The organism is Pseudomonas zeae, from assembly GCF_014268485.2.
GTDB classification, from domain to species: domain Bacteria; phylum Pseudomonadota; class Gammaproteobacteria; order Pseudomonadales; family Pseudomonadaceae; genus Aquipseudomonas; species Aquipseudomonas neuropathica.
On sequence record NZ_CP077090.1, the window covers coordinates 3380544 to 3397507 of the forward strand.

Consider the following 16964-nt stretch of genomic DNA (forward strand, 5'->3'; position numbering starts at 1 on the left):
CCCGCCCCTATACAGCAATCCTGCCACAGTACGCCGAGCATCCCGGCCGCTCAGCGCCGGCGATCCTCTGCCTATGAAAAGGGGGAGTCAATTTCAATCGACATGGCTCGGGATCCACACAACATGGAAATGTTCACGCGGTATGCGCAGCAATACGGTGGGAATAGCGCGTCAGCACGCGTGATGATAACCCTCATTGAGTAGCTCGCTACCTGGGTGTGAGGGCAAACGCTAGCGCCTAGATTAACAGACATTTTCAACGTGCTAACGAGCTTCGCTCTCCCCATACCCACTAGGGGTGAAATGCCCCGCCCAAACGATTTTCTCTCTGATAAAGTCAAATTCACGGATTTCGATTTTGGCTCAACATCCAGCGACCTGAGCTTTGAGGATTTCAAAGAAAATGCGCCATCGAGTAAAAGCTCATATGGAACAAGGCTTATTGGATATCGGCCCGGACAATTCGTTGCTCATTTGTCTCGAATGCCTTGGGGATCCCATGCTCAAGTAGTTTAAGTCGCTGCCAACTTCCGAAGTCACCTGTGCAGCCTGCAGATGCTCAACGCGCAGAGCAGTCCGTCCGCTTCTTATTGCCCGCTTCATTCGCAGGCATCTTCCGACACATTTCAGCATCGATGATGGGCTCTACGATGGCTACGAGATGACCTTGTCCGAAATCGTTGGCAAAGCAATCCGATGCGACTACAAACCCGTCTGTGACGCTATTGCGCTCGAATTCAGTGATCCTGACTCAGATGAGGACGACTTTTACTGGCATGGCATGGGCAAGTGTATTGCCACCAGCACAGCCCATTAGATGACGAGGAGCATGATCGCTGGTGGCTGGTGGCTGGTGGCTGGTGGGTGGTGGGTGGTGGGTGATTGGGAGAGAGTTGCGTACGAGTTAACTTATGAACGACGTTTTTTCAATGAAAGGGCAAGCAAGCTATTCGAGGCCCTTCTCCACGAGGCGCTAACTGCAAAGAATCCCGAGTGTTTGGAAGCGCCAGCGGTTATCAAAATCCTACCCACCGGAACGGAGCTTTATCGAGCGCGACGCCGCTCGATGAGTGGCGTTTTTCTGTCCCGTCACTCTGATCACCAGCGATCGCTGGGGGCTACCAGCATAAGGAAAAACGGCTCTCAATTGTGCTTTTTCTCAAGACTGTTGTGCGCGTTGACGCATTTTTCTCCCGGGTGGAGCCGCAGATACTGACGGTATTCACACAGTGCGTTGCCTTGTTTCACACGAGGCGCAGGAGATTTGATGAACTCACATTTTCAACGATTGCTTGGCCCGGAAAACTTCTCCATCGGCCTGGAACTGCCACTGGACAATGACTGGTCCACAACTGGCCAACGCGTACGTATAGCGGAGAATCGTCCCTTCGGCGTCCCTGACCTCAAGCAACATGCGCAACTGGCGCGATTGGCCGACAGCGGCGGCTTTCGAGCACTCTGGGTGCGTGATGTACCGATGTACGACCCGCATTTCGGAGATGCAGCGCAAGTATTCGAGACTTTCTCCTACCTCGGTTATCTGGCTGGTATCACCAATAACATCATGCTCGGCACCGCGGCGGTCGTGTTGCCGCTTCGACAACCGTGGCTGACCCTTAAGGCTGCCAACAGCATCGACGAACTGAGCGATGGCCGTCTGCTACTGGGAGTGGCCAGTGGCGACCGCCCGATGGAGTATCCGCTGTTCGGCGTCGATTACGACCAGCGAGGAGCACACTTTCGTAGCGCTGTTGAACTGCTCAAGAGCCAGGGCAGCGGACGCTTGCCTGAAGGCGCCCAACTCCTGCCGCAGCGCGAAGAACACGGTCTCCTGCTCGTCGCCGGTCTTGGCCAGCAATCACCTGTGTGGATAGGACAACACATGGACGGCTGGCTCGCTTACCCCGGAACAGAACAGGAACATCGCCGGCGTGTCGGGCTGTGGCGAGAAGTCGGCGGTGACAAGCCTTACATCACGTTCCTGCACCTGCATCTTGAAGCCGATCCTCATTCACCAATGAAACCCGTGCGCTTCGGCGGACGAGGCGGAAGGATGGCGCTCATTGACGAACTGGAAGCACTGCGTGAAGCGGGTGTGCAACATGTCGGCCTGCATCTGCGTCACAACACACGCCCGGTTGCTGAGGTGATTGAAGAAATTGCCGAGTACGTGTTGCCCAGGTTTCACGGCACCGAGTAAACCGAGACCAGGCAGCTCACTCACACGTGCCGCCTCGATGGCGGCATTGAGTGCGAGCAGGTTAGTCTGCTCGGAAACACTCTTGATGAGTCCTACCGCTTTCGAGATGGCCTGACTTTAGCTTACCACCGCACTTATAGAAACCATTGAGTCGTTCAGTTCCCAGATCAGGTTATTGATTCCTGGCATTGCCCGGCCAACCTGCATCCGATACCCAATATGCAAGTCTAAAACGACAACTTTACGGCGCCGCTGTTGGGCGTTTTTGGACGAGGGTACTCCTGTTTATTCTTGGTCAAGCTGCTCTTGAAATCATCATTAGTTAGTTGGAAGTCTAGGGTGATGATGCTTGGGAAACAGTGGCATAAACGGCAGCCTGACTGTCCATAGTGACCGGCGATGTTTGCCGTCGTTATCCGATACGAAACGAACCTTGGGCGGAAGCTCACTGATGAGCATTCAGCAACGGCGGAAGCAGACTCAAGCTTGGCGGGAGCTACGTAGGCTGAGAGCTTGCGGACTAACAAACAATAGAACGGACGTCCACACCACGAAGACAGGCAAGATTGCTCACTACAGCGTACGCGCTACAGTTTTGCCCTCCTCTAGGCCGCGATCAATCTCGCGGTGTGTCCGATCTTCAACCCCGCGCAGACAGCTTTGCTAAGTGGCTCGCTCCTGCTCGTTTTTGAGTCGCAACGCTTGGAGATCCTACTGAAGTATCTGTTTCTGCTGCTAAATCACATAGAGTTCGTGCAATAGGCCGTCACGCTGCTGCAAATCCTCGATTTGCGCCTGCCGTTGTACCAGCAGCAGCTCCATGTCAGCCAAGCGAGATTCGGCCGCCTGACGCCCTGCTTTGGCATCGGTCATCTGTTGGCGAAGCTAAGCCAAATCCTGACGTGCCTAATCCTCGATCTCGGCGACACGCTCGCGCTCTGCGATCAGCACCTTGCGTTGCTCCACCAACGCTCGTTCGGCAACATCCTGCGTCAAGTGAATCGCCTGCTGCCATACCGCGACGAACGCGTGCGACACCTCACCAAGTAATGCCGGCAATCGTGTTTCGCCATTTAGACGTTCGGCCAAACGTGACCATCATTGATCGATCAGCCCACCGACTCGCTCCGGGCTCCCACGCCCCAGCTCCAGCCGGACGAGCTTCACCGTCGGCCGATCACCGCGAGCCAACACCGCGTCTGCGCGACGAAGACATCGTTTCCGGCCCTCCTACTGCCACGGTTCACCTGGGCGTATATTAGGTCTATTAATTGAGTGTTTTCAGATGCAATTTTCGACCACTTCATATGTGGTTTTCCTAAAATACTTTTTATCTTGCCTAGAAATTCTAGAAAACTCGAAATACCCCCTCAATGAGTTGAGCTACAGACAAGCAGCTTCTCAACTCAGAGTTTAGATCCGGATCATCAATCTTATACTCACGAATACTCCGAAATGTCTCTGAATAGCATATCTCCTTACCCAGTAAGGTCCATATAACCTGCGAGCATACAGGGGCACGGCGATCGCACGGCGTAACGCTCATTTTCATTCCATTGAGACGTTCATTTTTTCTCTTGAGATTTGGAATCAAAATGGTCAGATTGATTTCACTCGACGCCATTGATTCATAGTCGACTAAAAACAGCCGATCACCCAGATAGTAAACAACCCCTTCGTATCGATAGTGTGCTATGTCGCCCATGGACGCGTAGCTAGGCGATGATCGCTCCTCCCGGGTATAGACAAAATGGCCCTCGGCTTCGTGAATTTTCACGAGCGTGCAAAGAATACTTCCGGGGTTAGAAACCGAATGGCTGTACTCATGGTAGTAACCCACCATGTTCTGTAATCGTTGCGAAGAACACTCTCTCAAGTGTTCGACAGCTCGTTGGGGCGCAGTAAGTGCCGTCAAGGATATCTTTCGCTGCCTGTCGCTGATCAGTAGCGTGAACTGATCAGCGGGCAGTGCGATTTCGTAGCCATCAACGCCAAAGAAATCACAAATTCGCTTGAGGTTGAACGAGGTAGGAAAGCTGGCTCCGTTCAAGTATTTATTGAACTGTCCACGATGCATTCCCAGTTTTCGACACACTTCTGAAATTGATCGGTAATGACTGCAAAGATGTTTGAGGTTCAGAGAAAAATTATGACGCATTCCATCAGCACTAAGTCGCGATATCGCTGGATGACGCCAAAGTAGCAGCAAGTCGCGACGATTTCGACTAACTCGCGCAATTGAACTGAGTTAGACAATGACCAAATATTACGCCTGAAAAAATGGCATGAGCCACTTTCCACCTGCTCGCGAATGGGTACTACATCCTTCACAGAAAAGTACTACGCAGGAGAGAGCCCCTTCCCCCTTTCCAATCAGGCGTCAACCAGAAGAAATTTGACTGACAAACCACCTGAACGGATTTCAAGTAAACACCTTGGAGCTGCTGAAACATGGATCGTTACCGTCCCTTGAAAACAAACGCTACGACTGCGTCGGTACTTCTGATAGACACCAACGCGCAGACATCCCAATTGTTGGAAAATGCGTTGTTACGTATACGCACTGGAACAGGACTTCTGGAACTCCTCGCTTCAGCGTCCATTCAATGCTCCACCGATAAAGATTTATCCCGCCTGCTACTGTCCGCTTATCTGCCCCTCCAGGATGGATTGGATTTGCTTGAGCATTTTCAATCTCAAACGTAAAAGCCCCCTCACACCGTCGACAAACAAGTCATCAGATACGCCTCTGCGCCGCCGTGTCCCCACATCGGTGCAGTTTGGTAAAGGAACCTCTATTGGAACTTCGACATTTGCGCGGCTTTATAGCCTTAGCGGAAGAGCTTCATTTCGCCCGAGCAGCTGAGCGTCTACACATTGAACAGTCGCCGCTCTCCAGAACCATTAAGGAGCTTGAGTTGGAGTTCGGCGCTCAACTTTTTGACAGAAGCTCGCGTGGTACTCGTCTCACGTGGCCAGGAGAAGTATTAGTCAACGACGTACGGAGGATCTTTCAGGCTGTCGAGCAAGCACGGAGCAATGTTCAGGCAGCGGTCGCTGGCTATCGGGGAACTGTAAGAGTCGCACTCTCTGATGGGGTCCTACCTCAGCGATTGTCAGCGATTCTTGCTCGATGCAGAGAGCAAGAGCCCGACGTGGAGATTCGTCTTTATGAAGTCTCCCTATCTCAACAGCTGAGGGGACTGCGTGAAAACTGCTTTGACGTCGGATTTGCAAGATCCTGCGCAGTTGGTCGTGGGCTGATTGCGACTCCCGTGTGGCGTACACCGTTGACCGTCGCCATGCCTGCCCGTCATCCACTTCTGGCGTTAAAACATGTGCCAATGCTCGAGGTTTTACGTTATCCACTCGTTCTTTTTGATCCCAAAACCCATACCGGGCTGTCCGAGCAGATTGAGCAACTGCTGCGAGATACGCAGGCCATCGTTTCTGTAGTTGAACGGGTATCGAGTCCGGAAGTCATGCTTTCGCTAGTCGCTGCTGGCTACGGGATCGGACTGGCGTGCGAAGCTCAGATGGCGCTTTGTCAGAGCAAGGAAATTATTACTCGGCCGCTAGCAGGAGAACCTCCTTTGTTGACGAGCTACCTACTGCACGGTGAAGCCATTCTGAGTGAACACCTTCAACGCTTCGTTAACAGAGTCACCGAGTGCGACATTGCGAGTGATGGCCTGAAGCGCGGCGCGGCGTGATTATTTACGTCTGATTTCAGACCGGTTGGGTACCAACTGTAAGTATTTCAGGGGCTCGGGGGCACGTGGCTGCACGGCTGCCAGGCTATATCACCCAGACCTAAGATGTCTGAGCTTTTCCACTGTCAATACGAGTATCCGCCATGACGCATTGAGTCTTTCCTGGTTGGGCCGTCGAGGTTTCCATAGACGAGCATTACAAGCCATGGAATGACTCATGAACCCACACTTTCAACGATATAACAGCAAGGTTTATTACAGCCCTCTAGAGGCTGCCATCCGTTGGAGCGGATTGCTTGAGCAAGAGGCAGAAATTCTCAGCAAGACAACATCACGGCTCAGCCTGATTGAGGATCAGGTTCAGGACTGGCCCACGTTGAACCTTAATGTGGAGCGTCTGTTTGATGCGATGAGACATCAGGAACTGCCGTTTGGAAAGTCCGGCATCACTCTCTGTGATTCTACGTTACTGATGAACTCCGAATTGACCATCAGACACATTGATCTTAAGCGGTGGATGGCAGCAGCGTATCCGGCTCATAAACCTTCGTTCTTGTTCGATGAAACAGAACGTCAACTGCCTACCTGCCTCGCTTGCCAGATGTGCCAGAGCCTCTTTAGGCAATGCCAATCCGCTGATTTCATACCCGAGGACAGAAAACAGTCTTCTATCGGTGATAAGCCAGCACGGTTGGCCGGCAGGGCCGAGACCACTTACCTCAACATTATTGGAGCGTTGTTAACGCTGCTGCTAGGCCATTCACCAGGTGGAAATCGTTACTCGGCTTTTAACACGCTCGAGTCGGTCATCCAGGCTTTGATCGCCCACCATAGCGGTCGTCCAGGAATTACCGAACGCACCCTATGGGCAAAATTTGCAGAAGCTAAACGCCAACTGAACGCGGAGCCATGACGGGTTAATTGCAGAAACGGTGACTGCAATTGCAGTGACTCACTGGACCTTAGTCCGTTGAATGCCGGTCAGCGTTGACCAGCGCTACCTAGCCATTAGGAGTACCCATCATGCCCTTGCAAACTGAAGCATCCGCTCAACGCGAGCGGCGCATTTTGCGCCGCTCGGATGTAGAGCAGAAGACTGGATTAAAACGCGCTTTTATTTACAACCTTATGAGCCAGGGAAAATTCCCCAAATCTGTGCGAATAGGTGTTCGTGCGGTTGGCTGGGATGCAACGGAGGTGGATCAGTGGATTGCCGATCGTTTGAAAGATCGTGACTAAGGAGAGTCATGAACGTGACATCGAACCCAGCCCTTCATAGCAACAACTTTAATCACGCCGTCGAAGGGGAGCTAAGAAGCGCTTCCCCTGAAATGGGTGATCCGCTCATCGATACCCCAATGATCGTTACGCTCGACCAACTGAAACCCTATGACCTGAATCCCAGGGTTACACGTAACCCCAAATACGAGGAAATAAAGGCATCGATTCGTCAGCGAGGACTAGATGCACCACCCTCCATCACTCGCCGTCCTGGTGAAGATCACTATCGAATCCGCAACGGCGGCAACACCCGCCTCGCCATCCTGCGCGAACTTTGGTCGGAGACCAAAAAAGACCAGTTCTTCCATTTGGCCTGCATGTTTCGCCCTTGGCCTAAGCGTGGCGAGATAGTCGCGCTCACCGGCCACTTGGCAGAAAACGAATTACGTGGAGGACTCACGTTCATTGAGCGAGCGCTGGGCGTGGAAAAAGCCAGGGAACTGTACGAGTTGGAGTGCGGCGGTCCCCTGTCCCAATCCGAACTTTCAAAGCGACTGACCACAGATGGGTATCCAGTGCATCAGTCACACATCAGTCGAATGCGCGATGCAGTTCAATACCTATTGCCGGCGATCCCCAACCTTCTATATGGCGGGCTTGGACGGCACCAGGTTGAACGACTGGCTGTTATGCGCCGATCGCTTGTAAATATCTGGCAGGAATACACGAAAGGTAAAACCCTTGAGGTCGACTTCCCTTCGCTATTCCATGACGCGTTGGCGACCTTTGATGTTCATCCCTCCGACTTCAGCGCGGTACGAGTGCAAGATGAAATGGTGGGCCAGATGGCTCAGCACCTGGGAGTCGATTACGACTCGTTGTTCCTGTTCTTGGAGACGGGCGAAAAACGTGAAATGGCGTTAAGCGCACCACATCAATACACAGCGCCCTCGCAGGGTTTGAGAGATGCTCCCACTCCCATGGTGAGGCAGGATGTACGGGAAGTTATGACCCCGAGCCTGAGTACTGACTCTCAGGGTAAAAAGTCCCCTGCCCGCGTCGAGACGACTGAACCCGATCGACTTCAATCCATTCAGGCGTTGGTTGCCAAACATGCTGGAGATCAGCCAGCGCTGTCATCAGATGTGCTTCCTTTCACTCAAGGTAGCCTTTTTCCGATTTCAGATATTTGGAACATAGAACCAGGTTTGGACGAGCCGCAGCGGCTGCGGATACACATCAGCCAGTTCGCCCGTGAAATCTGCCAAGACGTTGCGAACGTAGATCTCATCACCGAAGTTGATGAAGGAATCGGATTTCACTGCAGTCTCGAAGACTCGCCCGATCATTTGTCGTCCTCCAGTTTAATTAGTTTGCTGGAAACGCTGACCACAGGCACTGCAAGTGCATCGTCGACGATGGAAATTGGCGCTCTGTTGTTAGGTTCCACTCAATCAACTCAGGATTCGAGTCGTTTGAGTGATGCGAGCCTGGTGAAACTGTTTCGGCTGATTCGATTGGCACGGCGGCTGATTGACCTCAAAGCCGAGGGGCATTCGAACCCGGTGATATCGCAAAAGGAGTCACTGTGACCACACCTCATCCAATCAATCAAGCTGTGATTGCACAAGCGCTGCATGATTTGCGCAATGGACAGCTAAGACGTTGCAAGACGATGGGTTTCGCGGATGAAGATCTAGCGGCGCTAAAAGAGCCGGCGTTACTCAGCGTCCTGCTTAATGCACGCGTGCCTTGGTGCACCGTTCAGATCAACCGAAACGTTTTGCAGCGAATTCTGAACCAGATGGACGATGTCACCATAGAAATTACGAGGGTGGATCGAATGCTGCGCTTGGGGGCAAGCACCGAGATGGTGAGCAAGTTCTACGGGCTGACTCACCAAGAGGTAGCCTTGCGCCGCGACGTTCTGGGTCTTCCCAAGCGCAGAGGCAGACATCCAGTACTCAGTGAGGAGCAAGACACGTTGCTGTGGAAGCGCTGGCACCCACAGCTCAAGTCTCGCAACGTCGATTCAGGTAACGAAGCTGCAATGCTGGAGTTGACACTCGATCTAGCTGAAGAGCTTTGTCTCCCCGCCTCCGTCATCTGGGCCACGCTCAACAGCTGGATCGATCAAGGGTTGGTCTAATGCCGTGAAAACTCCAAGCCCCGTTTCGCTCTCCACGGTACTTGATAACGCCTTGAAACGGCTGGGAGGCCAAGACGCGCACGGAAACGGGGATGCCTTTCTTTTCAGTGGCAACCGTCACGAAACTGTACCGAGATCTTTGTTGCTCGACATTCGTTTGACTCCACTTGAGCGTAATGCTTGGCAGGTCTTTCGTTTGCTGCTCAATGAAGATGGTGTAACGGCCTTCCCGACCTACGAGCAATTACGCAATTACTTGGCTTCAGTGCCTTGCGGTGCTCAGGCATCTCACGAGACTGTGGCCAAAACCCTGACGATGCTGCGCCTCACACGATGGCTAAGTCTTGCTCGCCGGCGCCGAGACGCGCGTACCGGTCGCGTTCTCGGCAACCTGTATGTCCTTCATGATCGGCCGCTGTCTCCCTTTGAGGCCATGCAGATCGACCCGGAATACATGTCTCTTGTTAGCCACACACTCAAACATGCCAACAAAGGCATACAGCGTGTCGGCTTAGCCGTCCTTGAGGAGATTAGCCGGGATCCCAGTGTTCAAACGCAATTGCTGCCTAGCCACTTGCAGGTTTTAACACTTCGTCTGCAGGACCAGTCAACCAATAATCAGCAATCAAAAGCAGTTTCCGAAGAGCCTGTTTTTTCTTCTCTTCGGAAGGCAAAAGCCCAGGCTTCGGAATCCGAATCAGGACTCAAATGCCCAGAAACCCACTCTCTACGGCATCCGAAGTCAGCTCGTACTTTAAATACAAAAGCGTTAAAAACACTACGTACTGACGAGGGGCTTCACGAAGTTTGCGAGCTGAGTTTGCCCACGCGGTTCAACGCTCTGACGCCCAGCCAGCAGGCCGGAGCGAGGGTCGCGTTACTTCAACTGGGACCAGACGTCAGGCAGACCGTGTTGAATGAATGGGCCACGCGCTGCCGAGATAACCATGTGCGTAATCCCGCCGGCTACCTGTTCGGAATTATCCAGAAAGCCTTGCAGGGGCACTTCACCGTTTGGGCCGCCAAGGAGCCAGTCAGTGAGTCTTCACCAAACCCGTCGCGTTCAAAGCCACAGCGTCCGGCTGAACGCGATCCGTCAGTCGCTCATGCGCACCTCGACGAATTGAAAGGAATGTTGCGCTTACGTTGACGTTGTTGGCAGCTATCCCCAGGGGATAACGATCAGGAAATCAGGCTTGCTGCACCTGCGCTTTGTTCGCTGACAGGGTTGTGTGGCGGCTCAAAGCTGCGCACTCATTCTCCAATCATGAGTGCTTCCTATGGCGGCCGAACTTCAATTGAATCTGGGTACATTACGCAGCAGCATGCAGCTAACGCTGCACACCCATCATGCATCGCGTATATGGCATGGTCGGGACGCCTCTGAAGGGCGCGCAACGATCATTGGCCTTAACGGTTTCATTTCTGTCATGAACAAAATGAAGCGCAATGCAGAACTGGACGATCCCTACGCTGATGCATGGATGCTGAAAATCGAAGACAAGTTGTGTGACACCAAACGATGTCTAAGCGAGCTGCGCGATCAGGTTGATCAAGCATTGTCGGAGATACCCAGTGCCATGAGTCTGGGCGAAAATCTTAACGTTCAGCCGGTCATTCTGCCGCTGTTCGTCAATGCTCAGCTCGGGTTCATGGCCGTGTATCTACTGGCGGATTATGACGATCTGGCCCGGCGCTTGATACTTGCACACCACACTGCGTTGATTGACCGGCGGACCCTTGAGCGTTGGCTTAATGATGGTGCTCACGCCCTTCGCAGTCTTTTCAGTCTGGCCCAGCAGTACAAACCCTCTGGATTAAAGCGTCACGACTACGCGTCGAATTCCCCCGCTGCACTTCGAGCCAGAGAGCGATTCGGTGACATCCCGCCAGATGTGCTTGATGGCTCACGTCGCTCTCGTTTCGCCCCAACTCTTGCACATCGCCCCACCCCGCGTGATGACTCACACAGAGACAACAGCATCATTGACGTCCCAATTGATCATGCCGAGTCTGACCCCGGCAACGGTTCGCCCTCCGAGAGCTCACAGGCTGCAGAGGATGAACGCTGATGGGACTTCATTATTTCAAACCGTTGGAGTCTCACGATTTTGAGCAGTTAGAGCATGTCGCCTACCTAAAAGGCCTTTTCCAACCTTTTAAAGGTAAGGGAGGCTTGGATGAGTGGGCCAGCCAATGCCTGACACTGCGTGATGGATTAATTGATCTGGCGCAGACGCGAATTCTGACGCAGGCGCGTCACTACCCTTTCAACCTGTTACCCGCGCAGTTAACCCCGCATATCACGGGTGCCGGGACGACATTCTTGCGTTGGCGCAATCCAGAGCGCACGACGATGGGCGTTGCATTGTGGCAGCGATGTATTGAAAGCGCGGAAACGCCCAACCTGTTGATGGACGATCTGTTAGCGCTCGAGCAGCAACGGATCGTATTGAACATGCAAGTTAGCCTGAGCCATGCACTGGCCAAACATGCATCGGAATGCGCCAGGAAGATGGCACAAGCCGAATTGATCCACCAACGCTGTATTTCGCAACGCATCATTCCCTCGGAGACACCCACATGAGTACTCATTTTTTTGGCGAGGGCAACATCGGTTCGCCGCCAGAATTTCGTAAGTTCAACAATAGAAATGACGAGCCACGGCGCTTACTGCGCCTTAATGTCTATTTTGATAATCCGGTGCCTATTAAAGACGGCTTCGAGGATCGCGGAGGTTTTTGGGCGCCTGTCGAGATATGGCACCGGGATGCCGAACGCTGGAGTGGGCTGTATCAGAAAGGAATGAGGGTGATGGTCGAGGGGCGCTCAGTAAAGGAAGAATGGGCAGATGCTGATGAGAATCAGCGGGTGACTTTCAAGATCGAGGCGCGGCGGGTGGGAATACTGCCCTACCGACTCGAAACCGTAACGTTGAGTGGCAAACAGAGTTCAACCGATCGGGATGACCAAACGCATTAGAGTGATGCCAAGAGCGGCTGGCCCAGAGGTTAGCCGCTCTCTTGCGTCATCTTCCGCCACACTCACAAGTCCACTGGCGTCCATACTGAACCGACCGCCGAACATGACGAATTTGCGGTAGCGATGCCTGCTGAGCGCTAGACGCGCTTAACGCTGAAATCAAACAGCGGACGTTGAATGAGCCACCGTTGAAATCGCTTTTATGCTCGTAAACTAATCACTCCGAGCGTGAACTTCGCATGTCCTTTAACGGCGAATTCAGGTCATGAGATGCGACTCTATCTGTGTGAAAAACCTTCCCAAGGCAAAGACATTGCGCGTGTTCTTGGTGCCAGCCAACGAGGCACAGGCTGCTACAAGGGCGCGAACATCGGGGTGACGTGGTGTATTGGCCATTTAGTTGAAGCTGCCCCACCTGAAGCTTACGACCAACGCTACAAGATCTGGTCGTTAGATCACTTGCCGATCATCCCGGAGAAATGGCGCGTCGAGGTGAAGGCGGAAACGGCCACCCAGTACACAATTGTCAAAGCGTTGTTGGCTGAGTCAACCGAACTGGTGATTGCCACGGATGCCGATCGTGAAGGTGAAATGATCGCCCGCGAAGTGCTTGACCTGTGCAGTTATCGTGGCTCAATCCAGCGTTTGTGGCTATCGGCGCTTAATGAAGCTTCGATTCGCAAAGCGCTTGGTTGCTTACGGCCCGCCAGTGAAACCGAACGACTCTATCACTCTGCCCTCGCTCGCTCTCGGGCTGATTGGTTGATCGGCATGAACATGACTCGTCTGTTCACCGCGCTTGGCCGTCAAAGCGGTCACAGTGGGGTGTTGTCCGTCGGCCGTGTGCAGACACCCACACTGCGCCTCGTCGTAGACCGTGACAGAGAAATCCTGCGCTTTGTGCCAGCACCTTACTGGACGGTCGAAGTCGAACTGTTGTTCCTTGGGCAGATTTTTTCAGCCCTGTGGAGCGTGCCTGAAAACGCGTCTGATCAAGCGGGTCGTTGCAATCGTCAAGCCATTGCTCAGAATGCTCTGCGCGACCTTCAACAGGCTCATCAAGCGCAAGTTGTTAGCGTGGAGACGCAGCGCATCCGCGAAGCACCTCCATTGCCCTTCAACCTGAGCACGCTGCAGGAAGTCTGTTCGAAACAACTGGGTTTCGATGTTCAGCAGACGCTGAATATTGCCCAGTCACTCTACGAAACACACAAAGCTACAACCTATCCTCGTACTAACACAGGCTATCTGCCTGAAAACATGTTGGCTGAAGCACCAACCGTTCTGAACGCACTGGTAACCAGCGATCCTGGCTTGCTGACTTCGGTAAACAACGCTGACCCTCAGCAACGCTCACGCGCCTGGAACGACGATTTCGTCACTTCCCACCACGGCATTATCCCAACATTAGAACCGTTTAGATTGGTAAACCTGAACGAAGCTGAGCGTGCAGTCTATGAACTGATTCGTGGTCATTATCTGGCTCAGTTCCTTCCCCATCATGAATATGACCGGACCTGCGTGAAGCTCACGTGTGCCGGAAGCATGTTGCAAACCAGTGGTAAAAGTATCGCGCTCGTGGGATGGCACAGCGTTTTCAGTACGCATAGATCCACTGTCGAGGATGAGACGTCAACACGCACTCAAGATCTGCCTGCATTGACCATTGAAGACCATTGCGATGTGCGAGAAGTGAAACTCAAATCCCTCAAAACAAAGCCACCCAAGGCCTACACCCAGGGTGAGCTGATCAAGTCCATGAAGGATGTTGCGAAAAGGGTGACTGATCCGCGTTTGAAACAGACGCTCAAGAACACCTCAGGCATCGGTACGGAAGCGACGAGAGCGAACATCATCAGTGGACTGCTGAACCGCGGTTACTTGTACAAGAAAGGTCGGTCGGTACACGCCTCTGAGTCAGCGTTTTCGATTATCGATGCCGTCCCGGCCGCTATCGCTGATCCGGCAACCACCGCGATCTGGGAGCAAGCATTCGACGCGATCGAAAGTGGCCAAATGACCCTTGAATGTTTTATCGCCAAACAATGCAAATGGATTAGCCAGCTAGTCGAACATTATCGGACGACGACGCTGGCCATGCATACTCCGGGAGGCCCCAATTGCCCGCTGTGCGGTGCATCAATGCGGCGACGAACAGGCAAGCACGGTGCTTTCTGGTCCTGTACTCGCTACCCCGAATGCCTGGGTGTATTGCCTGTGGAAGCCAAGATGGCAACTGCCAATCATCATCGAAAGCGCCGTCGCTCGCCCCCTAAAGGTTAATGAGCGGCTCAGCCCAAGCATCTGTCTCCTTCTGCAACAGCAGATGCGCCCGACTCACGAGGACCGGGACGAAGGATCAATGTTTCAACGCTGCGCATCAGTGCGGTTTCAATGATCAAAAAAACCACGTTGAAGGGTCCCCTGATTACCTTTTGGGTCATGACGAGACCCTTCAGGGTGGACGTAATCGGTGCCGGCGCCCGCCGGCCAAATAACGGGTTCCTTTTGTACGCGGATGTGTGCCCCACGATGCCGACCCACGCCACGATGCGGGTCGGGTGTGATGACTGCAACGGTGTCTGGCAATGACACGTGCCAGTTGCTGGCGCAGCCCATGGTGGCTCCTTGGTTCAAGCCGAGAGCTTAGTCTCGGCGCCTCTGTCCCCTCCCCCAATCACGCGCTTCTTTCAGCACTTCAGATGCGGTCGTTTGCGTGTGCCCCAGAGAAGGACACCCCCATGGAACACCCTGTAAATCTCTACCAATACGCCAGTGTCTGTAGCGGCATTGAGGCAGTAAGTGTGGCTTGGCAGACGCTGGGTATGACGCCAGCCTGGTTCTCGGAAATCGAACCATTCCCCTGTGCGGTGCTGGCGCACCATTACCCCCGAGTTACCAATTACGGCGACATGACACTCCTGGCCGATCAAGTGCTTGAAGAGGCTGTACCGTCACCTCCGATTCTCGTTGGCGGGACCCCTTGCCAGGATTTCAGTGTCGCAGGCTTCCGTGCCGGCCTCACAGCACCGCGCGGAGCGCTGAGCCTCAACTTTGTGGAGCTGGCCAATGCCATCGATCACGTCAGAACCCTGCGTAATGAACCCCAAGCCGTCATCGTTTGGGAGAACGTCCCCGGCGTCCTCAGCGACAAAAGAAACGCCTTCGGATGCCTTCTTGCAGCATTGGCTGGCGAAGACAGCGAACTTCATCCCCCAAGGAAGGCATGGTCGCACGCGGGTATTGTGTTTGGTCCCCAAAGAACAATCGCTTGGCGCGTCCTGGATGCCCAATATTTCGGCGTTCCCCAACGACGCCGTCGTGTCTTTCTTGTCGCAAGTGCTAGAACAGGGTTCGATCCCGCCGCGGTACTTTTTGAGTCCGAAAGCCCGCGCCGGGATATTGCGCCGGACCGCACGACGCAAACGCATACTGCCTCTTCTTCTGGAGCAGGCACTCAAGCAGTGAACGGCCAGGTACGCACTCGTGCTTTTACCAACTCCTACGGCATGTCGAGTGGTCAAGGAGGTGCTGAAGCGAACTTGGAGTGCTGCCCTACCCTGACCTGTAATCATGATGTGGCCATTGTCGTCTGCACGGAAACGCAGACTACAGACTCAGCCCCCCACGCAGATGGCCAACCTGAACGCTTGCGGTCTGAGGATGCCTCCCTCAAGGCGCGGATCAGTCACAAAGCCCGCCGATTGCTTCCGCACGAGTGCGAGCAGTTGCAAGGCTTACCCAAGGACTACACGCGTATTCCTCGACGTCATTATGCGAGCCGGAAAATCAGCCGTGCTCGCCCCATTGATCTATGGGAGCAGACAGAAAACGGTTGGATGCTGATGGCCGCTGACGGGCCTCGTTACAACGCTATCGGCAACACGATGGCGGTGCCGTGCTTGGTATGGATCGGCAAGAGATTGCGCCTGGAAATATCAAAATCCGGAGGTGTTTCTGAAGGTATTGATCGCTGACATGAGAGTGTCGGCAAACCATTCTTTGGGCACGCAACGCTGATCTCCGATCAGTGACTGCCCAGGCAGCCAAGGTCTTTAAGGCTGCGTCGTGAAGGGTTCACGCTGACCACGCCCCGTCCGCTCAGCATCGTTTTGCGGACACATGCCTTGAATGGCATGGGTGCCTGTCACTCATCGTGCGTGTTCTTTCGGACAGCACTCAATTAAATCTTCAGGAGTCATCCAATGAAAAGCTCTGCTGCCTCACAACTTGCTCGAAAGCCGTTGCAACGGCCCGTCGATAAACCCTCTTCTGAGGTCTGCAATCCTGCAGTCGCATTCTTTTTCGCTTGGAAAAAAGGCGTTGAACTCGCGGGCTCTCGTTACTTCGGTGATGGCAGCCAAGAGGGATTCCAAAAAGCCAATTGCAGGTGGGATCTTCGTCCCATCATCCGTGTGATCAAAAGCAGTTTTGAAGTTCTGACTGAGCAAGAAAGAGTTTTCCTAGCTGCACTAGTCAGCTTCTTTGACACTGAGGAAGGCAGCGATCTGCTCAAACAGTCCGGAATCAAGGGTTTATCCGATCTTGGGCTTTTAAATATTGAACAGAGAGATGTCATCGCCGGGCTGATCATGCACAACCATGATTGGTAACACCGTAAGCACTCTCAAGATTCATTAATCCACTCACCCACTTGGGGGCCAACGCTCCTTTGGGAGGTCAGCCTCCAACTGCTTTC

15 protein-coding genes and 2 pseudogenes are annotated in these 16964 nt (G+C 53.5%); 14 read left to right on the forward strand and 3 right to left on the reverse strand.

Annotation, left to right across the window (positions count from 1 at the left end; all coding sequences use genetic code 11):
* The first annotated feature begins 1267 nt into the window (after window positions 1-1267).
* Entirely contained in the window at window positions 1268-2200 is a 933-nt protein-coding gene (locus HU754_RS14720; RefSeq protein ID WP_186622324.1) for a TIGR03571 family LLM class oxidoreductase, read from the forward strand.
* Window positions 2201-2215: 15 nt separating this feature from the next.
* On the opposite strand, the pseudogene HU754_RS14725 reads toward HU754_RS14720, so the two are convergent.
* The 3 genes and pseudogenes from HU754_RS14725 to HU754_RS14735 form a co-directional block, all read right to left on the reverse strand.
* A pseudogene (locus tag HU754_RS14725) lies at window positions 2216-2317 on the reverse strand (methyl-accepting chemotaxis protein); the annotation flags it as partial.
* A gap of 459 nt (window positions 2318-2776) precedes the next feature.
* A pseudogene (locus HU754_RS14730) lies at window positions 2777-3440 on the reverse strand (DNA-binding protein); the annotation flags it as partial.
* Window positions 3441-3548: 108 nt separating this feature from the next.
* Window positions 3549-4277: an XRE family transcriptional regulator gene (locus tag HU754_RS14735; RefSeq protein ID WP_225919903.1), complete on the reverse strand. Its 729-nt coding sequence runs from the start codon at window positions 4275-4277 to the stop codon at window positions 3549-3551.
* Window positions 4278-4651: 374 nt separating this feature from the next.
* Between HU754_RS14735 and HU754_RS14740 the strand changes: the two genes are divergently transcribed.
* The 13 genes from HU754_RS14740 to HU754_RS14800 all read left to right on the forward strand — a co-directional run bounded on the left by HU754_RS14740 (window position 4652) and on the right by HU754_RS14800 (window position 16878).
* Window positions 4652-4906: a hypothetical protein gene (locus tag HU754_RS14740; protein WP_186622328.1), complete on the forward strand. Its 255-nt coding sequence runs from the start codon at window positions 4652-4654 to the stop codon at window positions 4904-4906.
* Between the two features lie 53 nt (window positions 4907-4959).
* Window positions 4960-5913, forward strand: coding sequence for a LysR family transcriptional regulator (locus HU754_RS14745; RefSeq protein ID WP_367617430.1), 954 nt, complete (start codon window positions 4960-4962; stop codon window positions 5911-5913).
* Between the two features lie 217 nt (window positions 5914-6130).
* The gene (locus tag HU754_RS14750; protein WP_186622332.1) at window positions 6131-6826 is read left to right on the forward strand and encodes a hypothetical protein; all 696 of its coding nucleotides are present in this window, start codon (window positions 6131-6133) and stop codon (window positions 6824-6826) included.
* Window positions 6827-6936: 110 nt separating this feature from the next.
* A complete protein-coding gene (locus HU754_RS14755; RefSeq protein ID WP_110718414.1) occupies window positions 6937-7152 on the forward strand; it encodes an AlpA family transcriptional regulator in 216 nt (71 codons plus the stop codon).
* 8 nt (window positions 7153-7160) lie between these two features.
* Complete coding sequence (locus HU754_RS14760; protein ID WP_186622334.1) at window positions 7161-8726, forward strand: ParB family protein; 1566 nt, start codon at window positions 7161-7163, stop codon at window positions 8724-8726.
* Window positions 8723-9283 (forward strand): DUF2857 domain-containing protein, encoded by a 561-nt coding sequence (locus HU754_RS14765; protein WP_110718416.1) that lies wholly within the window; start codon window positions 8723-8725, stop codon window positions 9281-9283. The genes HU754_RS14760 and HU754_RS14765 overlap by 4 nt, the downstream gene beginning before the upstream one ends.
* 4 nt (window positions 9284-9287) lie before the next feature.
* The gene (locus HU754_RS14770; protein WP_186622336.1) at window positions 9288-10433 is read left to right on the forward strand and encodes an STY4528 family pathogenicity island replication protein; all 1146 of its coding nucleotides are present in this window, start codon (window positions 9288-9290) and stop codon (window positions 10431-10433) included.
* Window positions 10434-10563: 130 nt separating this feature from the next.
* Window positions 10564-11355: a PFL_4669 family integrating conjugative element protein gene (locus HU754_RS14775; RefSeq protein ID WP_186622338.1), complete on the forward strand. Its 792-nt coding sequence runs from the start codon at window positions 10564-10566 to the stop codon at window positions 11353-11355.
* The gene (locus tag HU754_RS14780; RefSeq protein ID WP_186622340.1) at window positions 11355-11870 is read left to right on the forward strand and encodes a DUF3158 family protein; all 516 of its coding nucleotides are present in this window, start codon (window positions 11355-11357) and stop codon (window positions 11868-11870) included. Before HU754_RS14775 ends, HU754_RS14780 begins: the two co-directional genes overlap by 1 nt.
* Window positions 11867-12265, forward strand: coding sequence for a single-stranded DNA-binding protein (locus tag HU754_RS14785; RefSeq protein ID WP_186622348.1), 399 nt, complete (start codon window positions 11867-11869; stop codon window positions 12263-12265). The genes HU754_RS14780 and HU754_RS14785 overlap by 4 nt, the downstream gene beginning before the upstream one ends.
* A 270-nt stretch (window positions 12266-12535) precedes the next feature.
* Window positions 12536-14548 (forward strand): DNA topoisomerase III, encoded by a 2013-nt coding sequence (locus HU754_RS14790; RefSeq protein ID WP_186622350.1) that lies wholly within the window; start codon window positions 12536-12538, stop codon window positions 14546-14548.
* Between the two features lie 458 nt (window positions 14549-15006).
* Window positions 15007-16242, forward strand: a complete 1236-nt coding sequence (dcm, locus tag HU754_RS14795) for a DNA (cytosine-5-)-methyltransferase (protein WP_186622352.1) — start codon at window positions 15007-15009, stop codon at window positions 16240-16242.
* Window positions 16243-16470: 228 nt separating this feature from the next.
* A complete protein-coding gene (locus HU754_RS14800) occupies window positions 16471-16878 on the forward strand; it encodes a hypothetical protein (RefSeq protein ID WP_186622354.1) in 408 nt (135 codons plus the stop codon).
* Window positions 16879-16964: the final 86 nt, after the last annotated feature.

What these genes read in the sequence shown, in the direction of transcription:
- HU754_RS14785 (WP_186622348.1), top strand. Translation starts at nt 11,867, where the DNA reads ATGAGTACTCATTTTTTTGGCGAGGGCAACATCGGTTCGCCGCCAGAA.
- HU754_RS14750 (WP_186622332.1), top strand. Translation starts at nt 6,131, where the DNA reads ATGAACCCACACTTTCAACGATATAACAGCAAGGTTTATTACAGCCCT.
- HU754_RS14775 (WP_186622338.1), top strand. Translation starts at nt 10,564, where the DNA reads ATGGCGGCCGAACTTCAATTGAATCTGGGTACATTACGCAGCAGCATG.
- HU754_RS14720 (WP_186622324.1), top strand. Translation starts at nt 1,268, where the DNA reads ATGAACTCACATTTTCAACGATTGCTTGGCCCGGAAAACTTCTCCATC.
- HU754_RS14740 (WP_186622328.1), top strand. Translation starts at nt 4,652, where the DNA reads ATGGATCGTTACCGTCCCTTGAAAACAAACGCTACGACTGCGTCGGTA.
- HU754_RS14760 (WP_186622334.1), top strand. Translation starts at nt 7,161, where the DNA reads ATGAACGTGACATCGAACCCAGCCCTTCATAGCAACAACTTTAATCAC.
- dcm (WP_186622352.1), top strand. Translation starts at nt 15,007, where the DNA reads ATGGAACACCCTGTAAATCTCTACCAATACGCCAGTGTCTGTAGCGGC.
- HU754_RS14800 (WP_186622354.1), top strand. Translation starts at nt 16,471, where the DNA reads ATGAAAAGCTCTGCTGCCTCACAACTTGCTCGAAAGCCGTTGCAACGG.
- HU754_RS14790 (WP_186622350.1), top strand. Translation starts at nt 12,536, where the DNA reads ATGCGACTCTATCTGTGTGAAAAACCTTCCCAAGGCAAAGACATTGCG.
- HU754_RS14755 (WP_110718414.1), top strand. Translation starts at nt 6,937, where the DNA reads ATGCCCTTGCAAACTGAAGCATCCGCTCAACGCGAGCGGCGCATTTTG.
- HU754_RS14735 (WP_225919903.1), bottom strand. Translation starts at nt 4,277, where the DNA reads ATGCATCGTGGACAGTTCAATAAATACTTGAACGGAGCCAGCTTTCCT.
- HU754_RS14780 (WP_186622340.1), top strand. Translation starts at nt 11,355, where the DNA reads ATGGGACTTCATTATTTCAAACCGTTGGAGTCTCACGATTTTGAGCAG.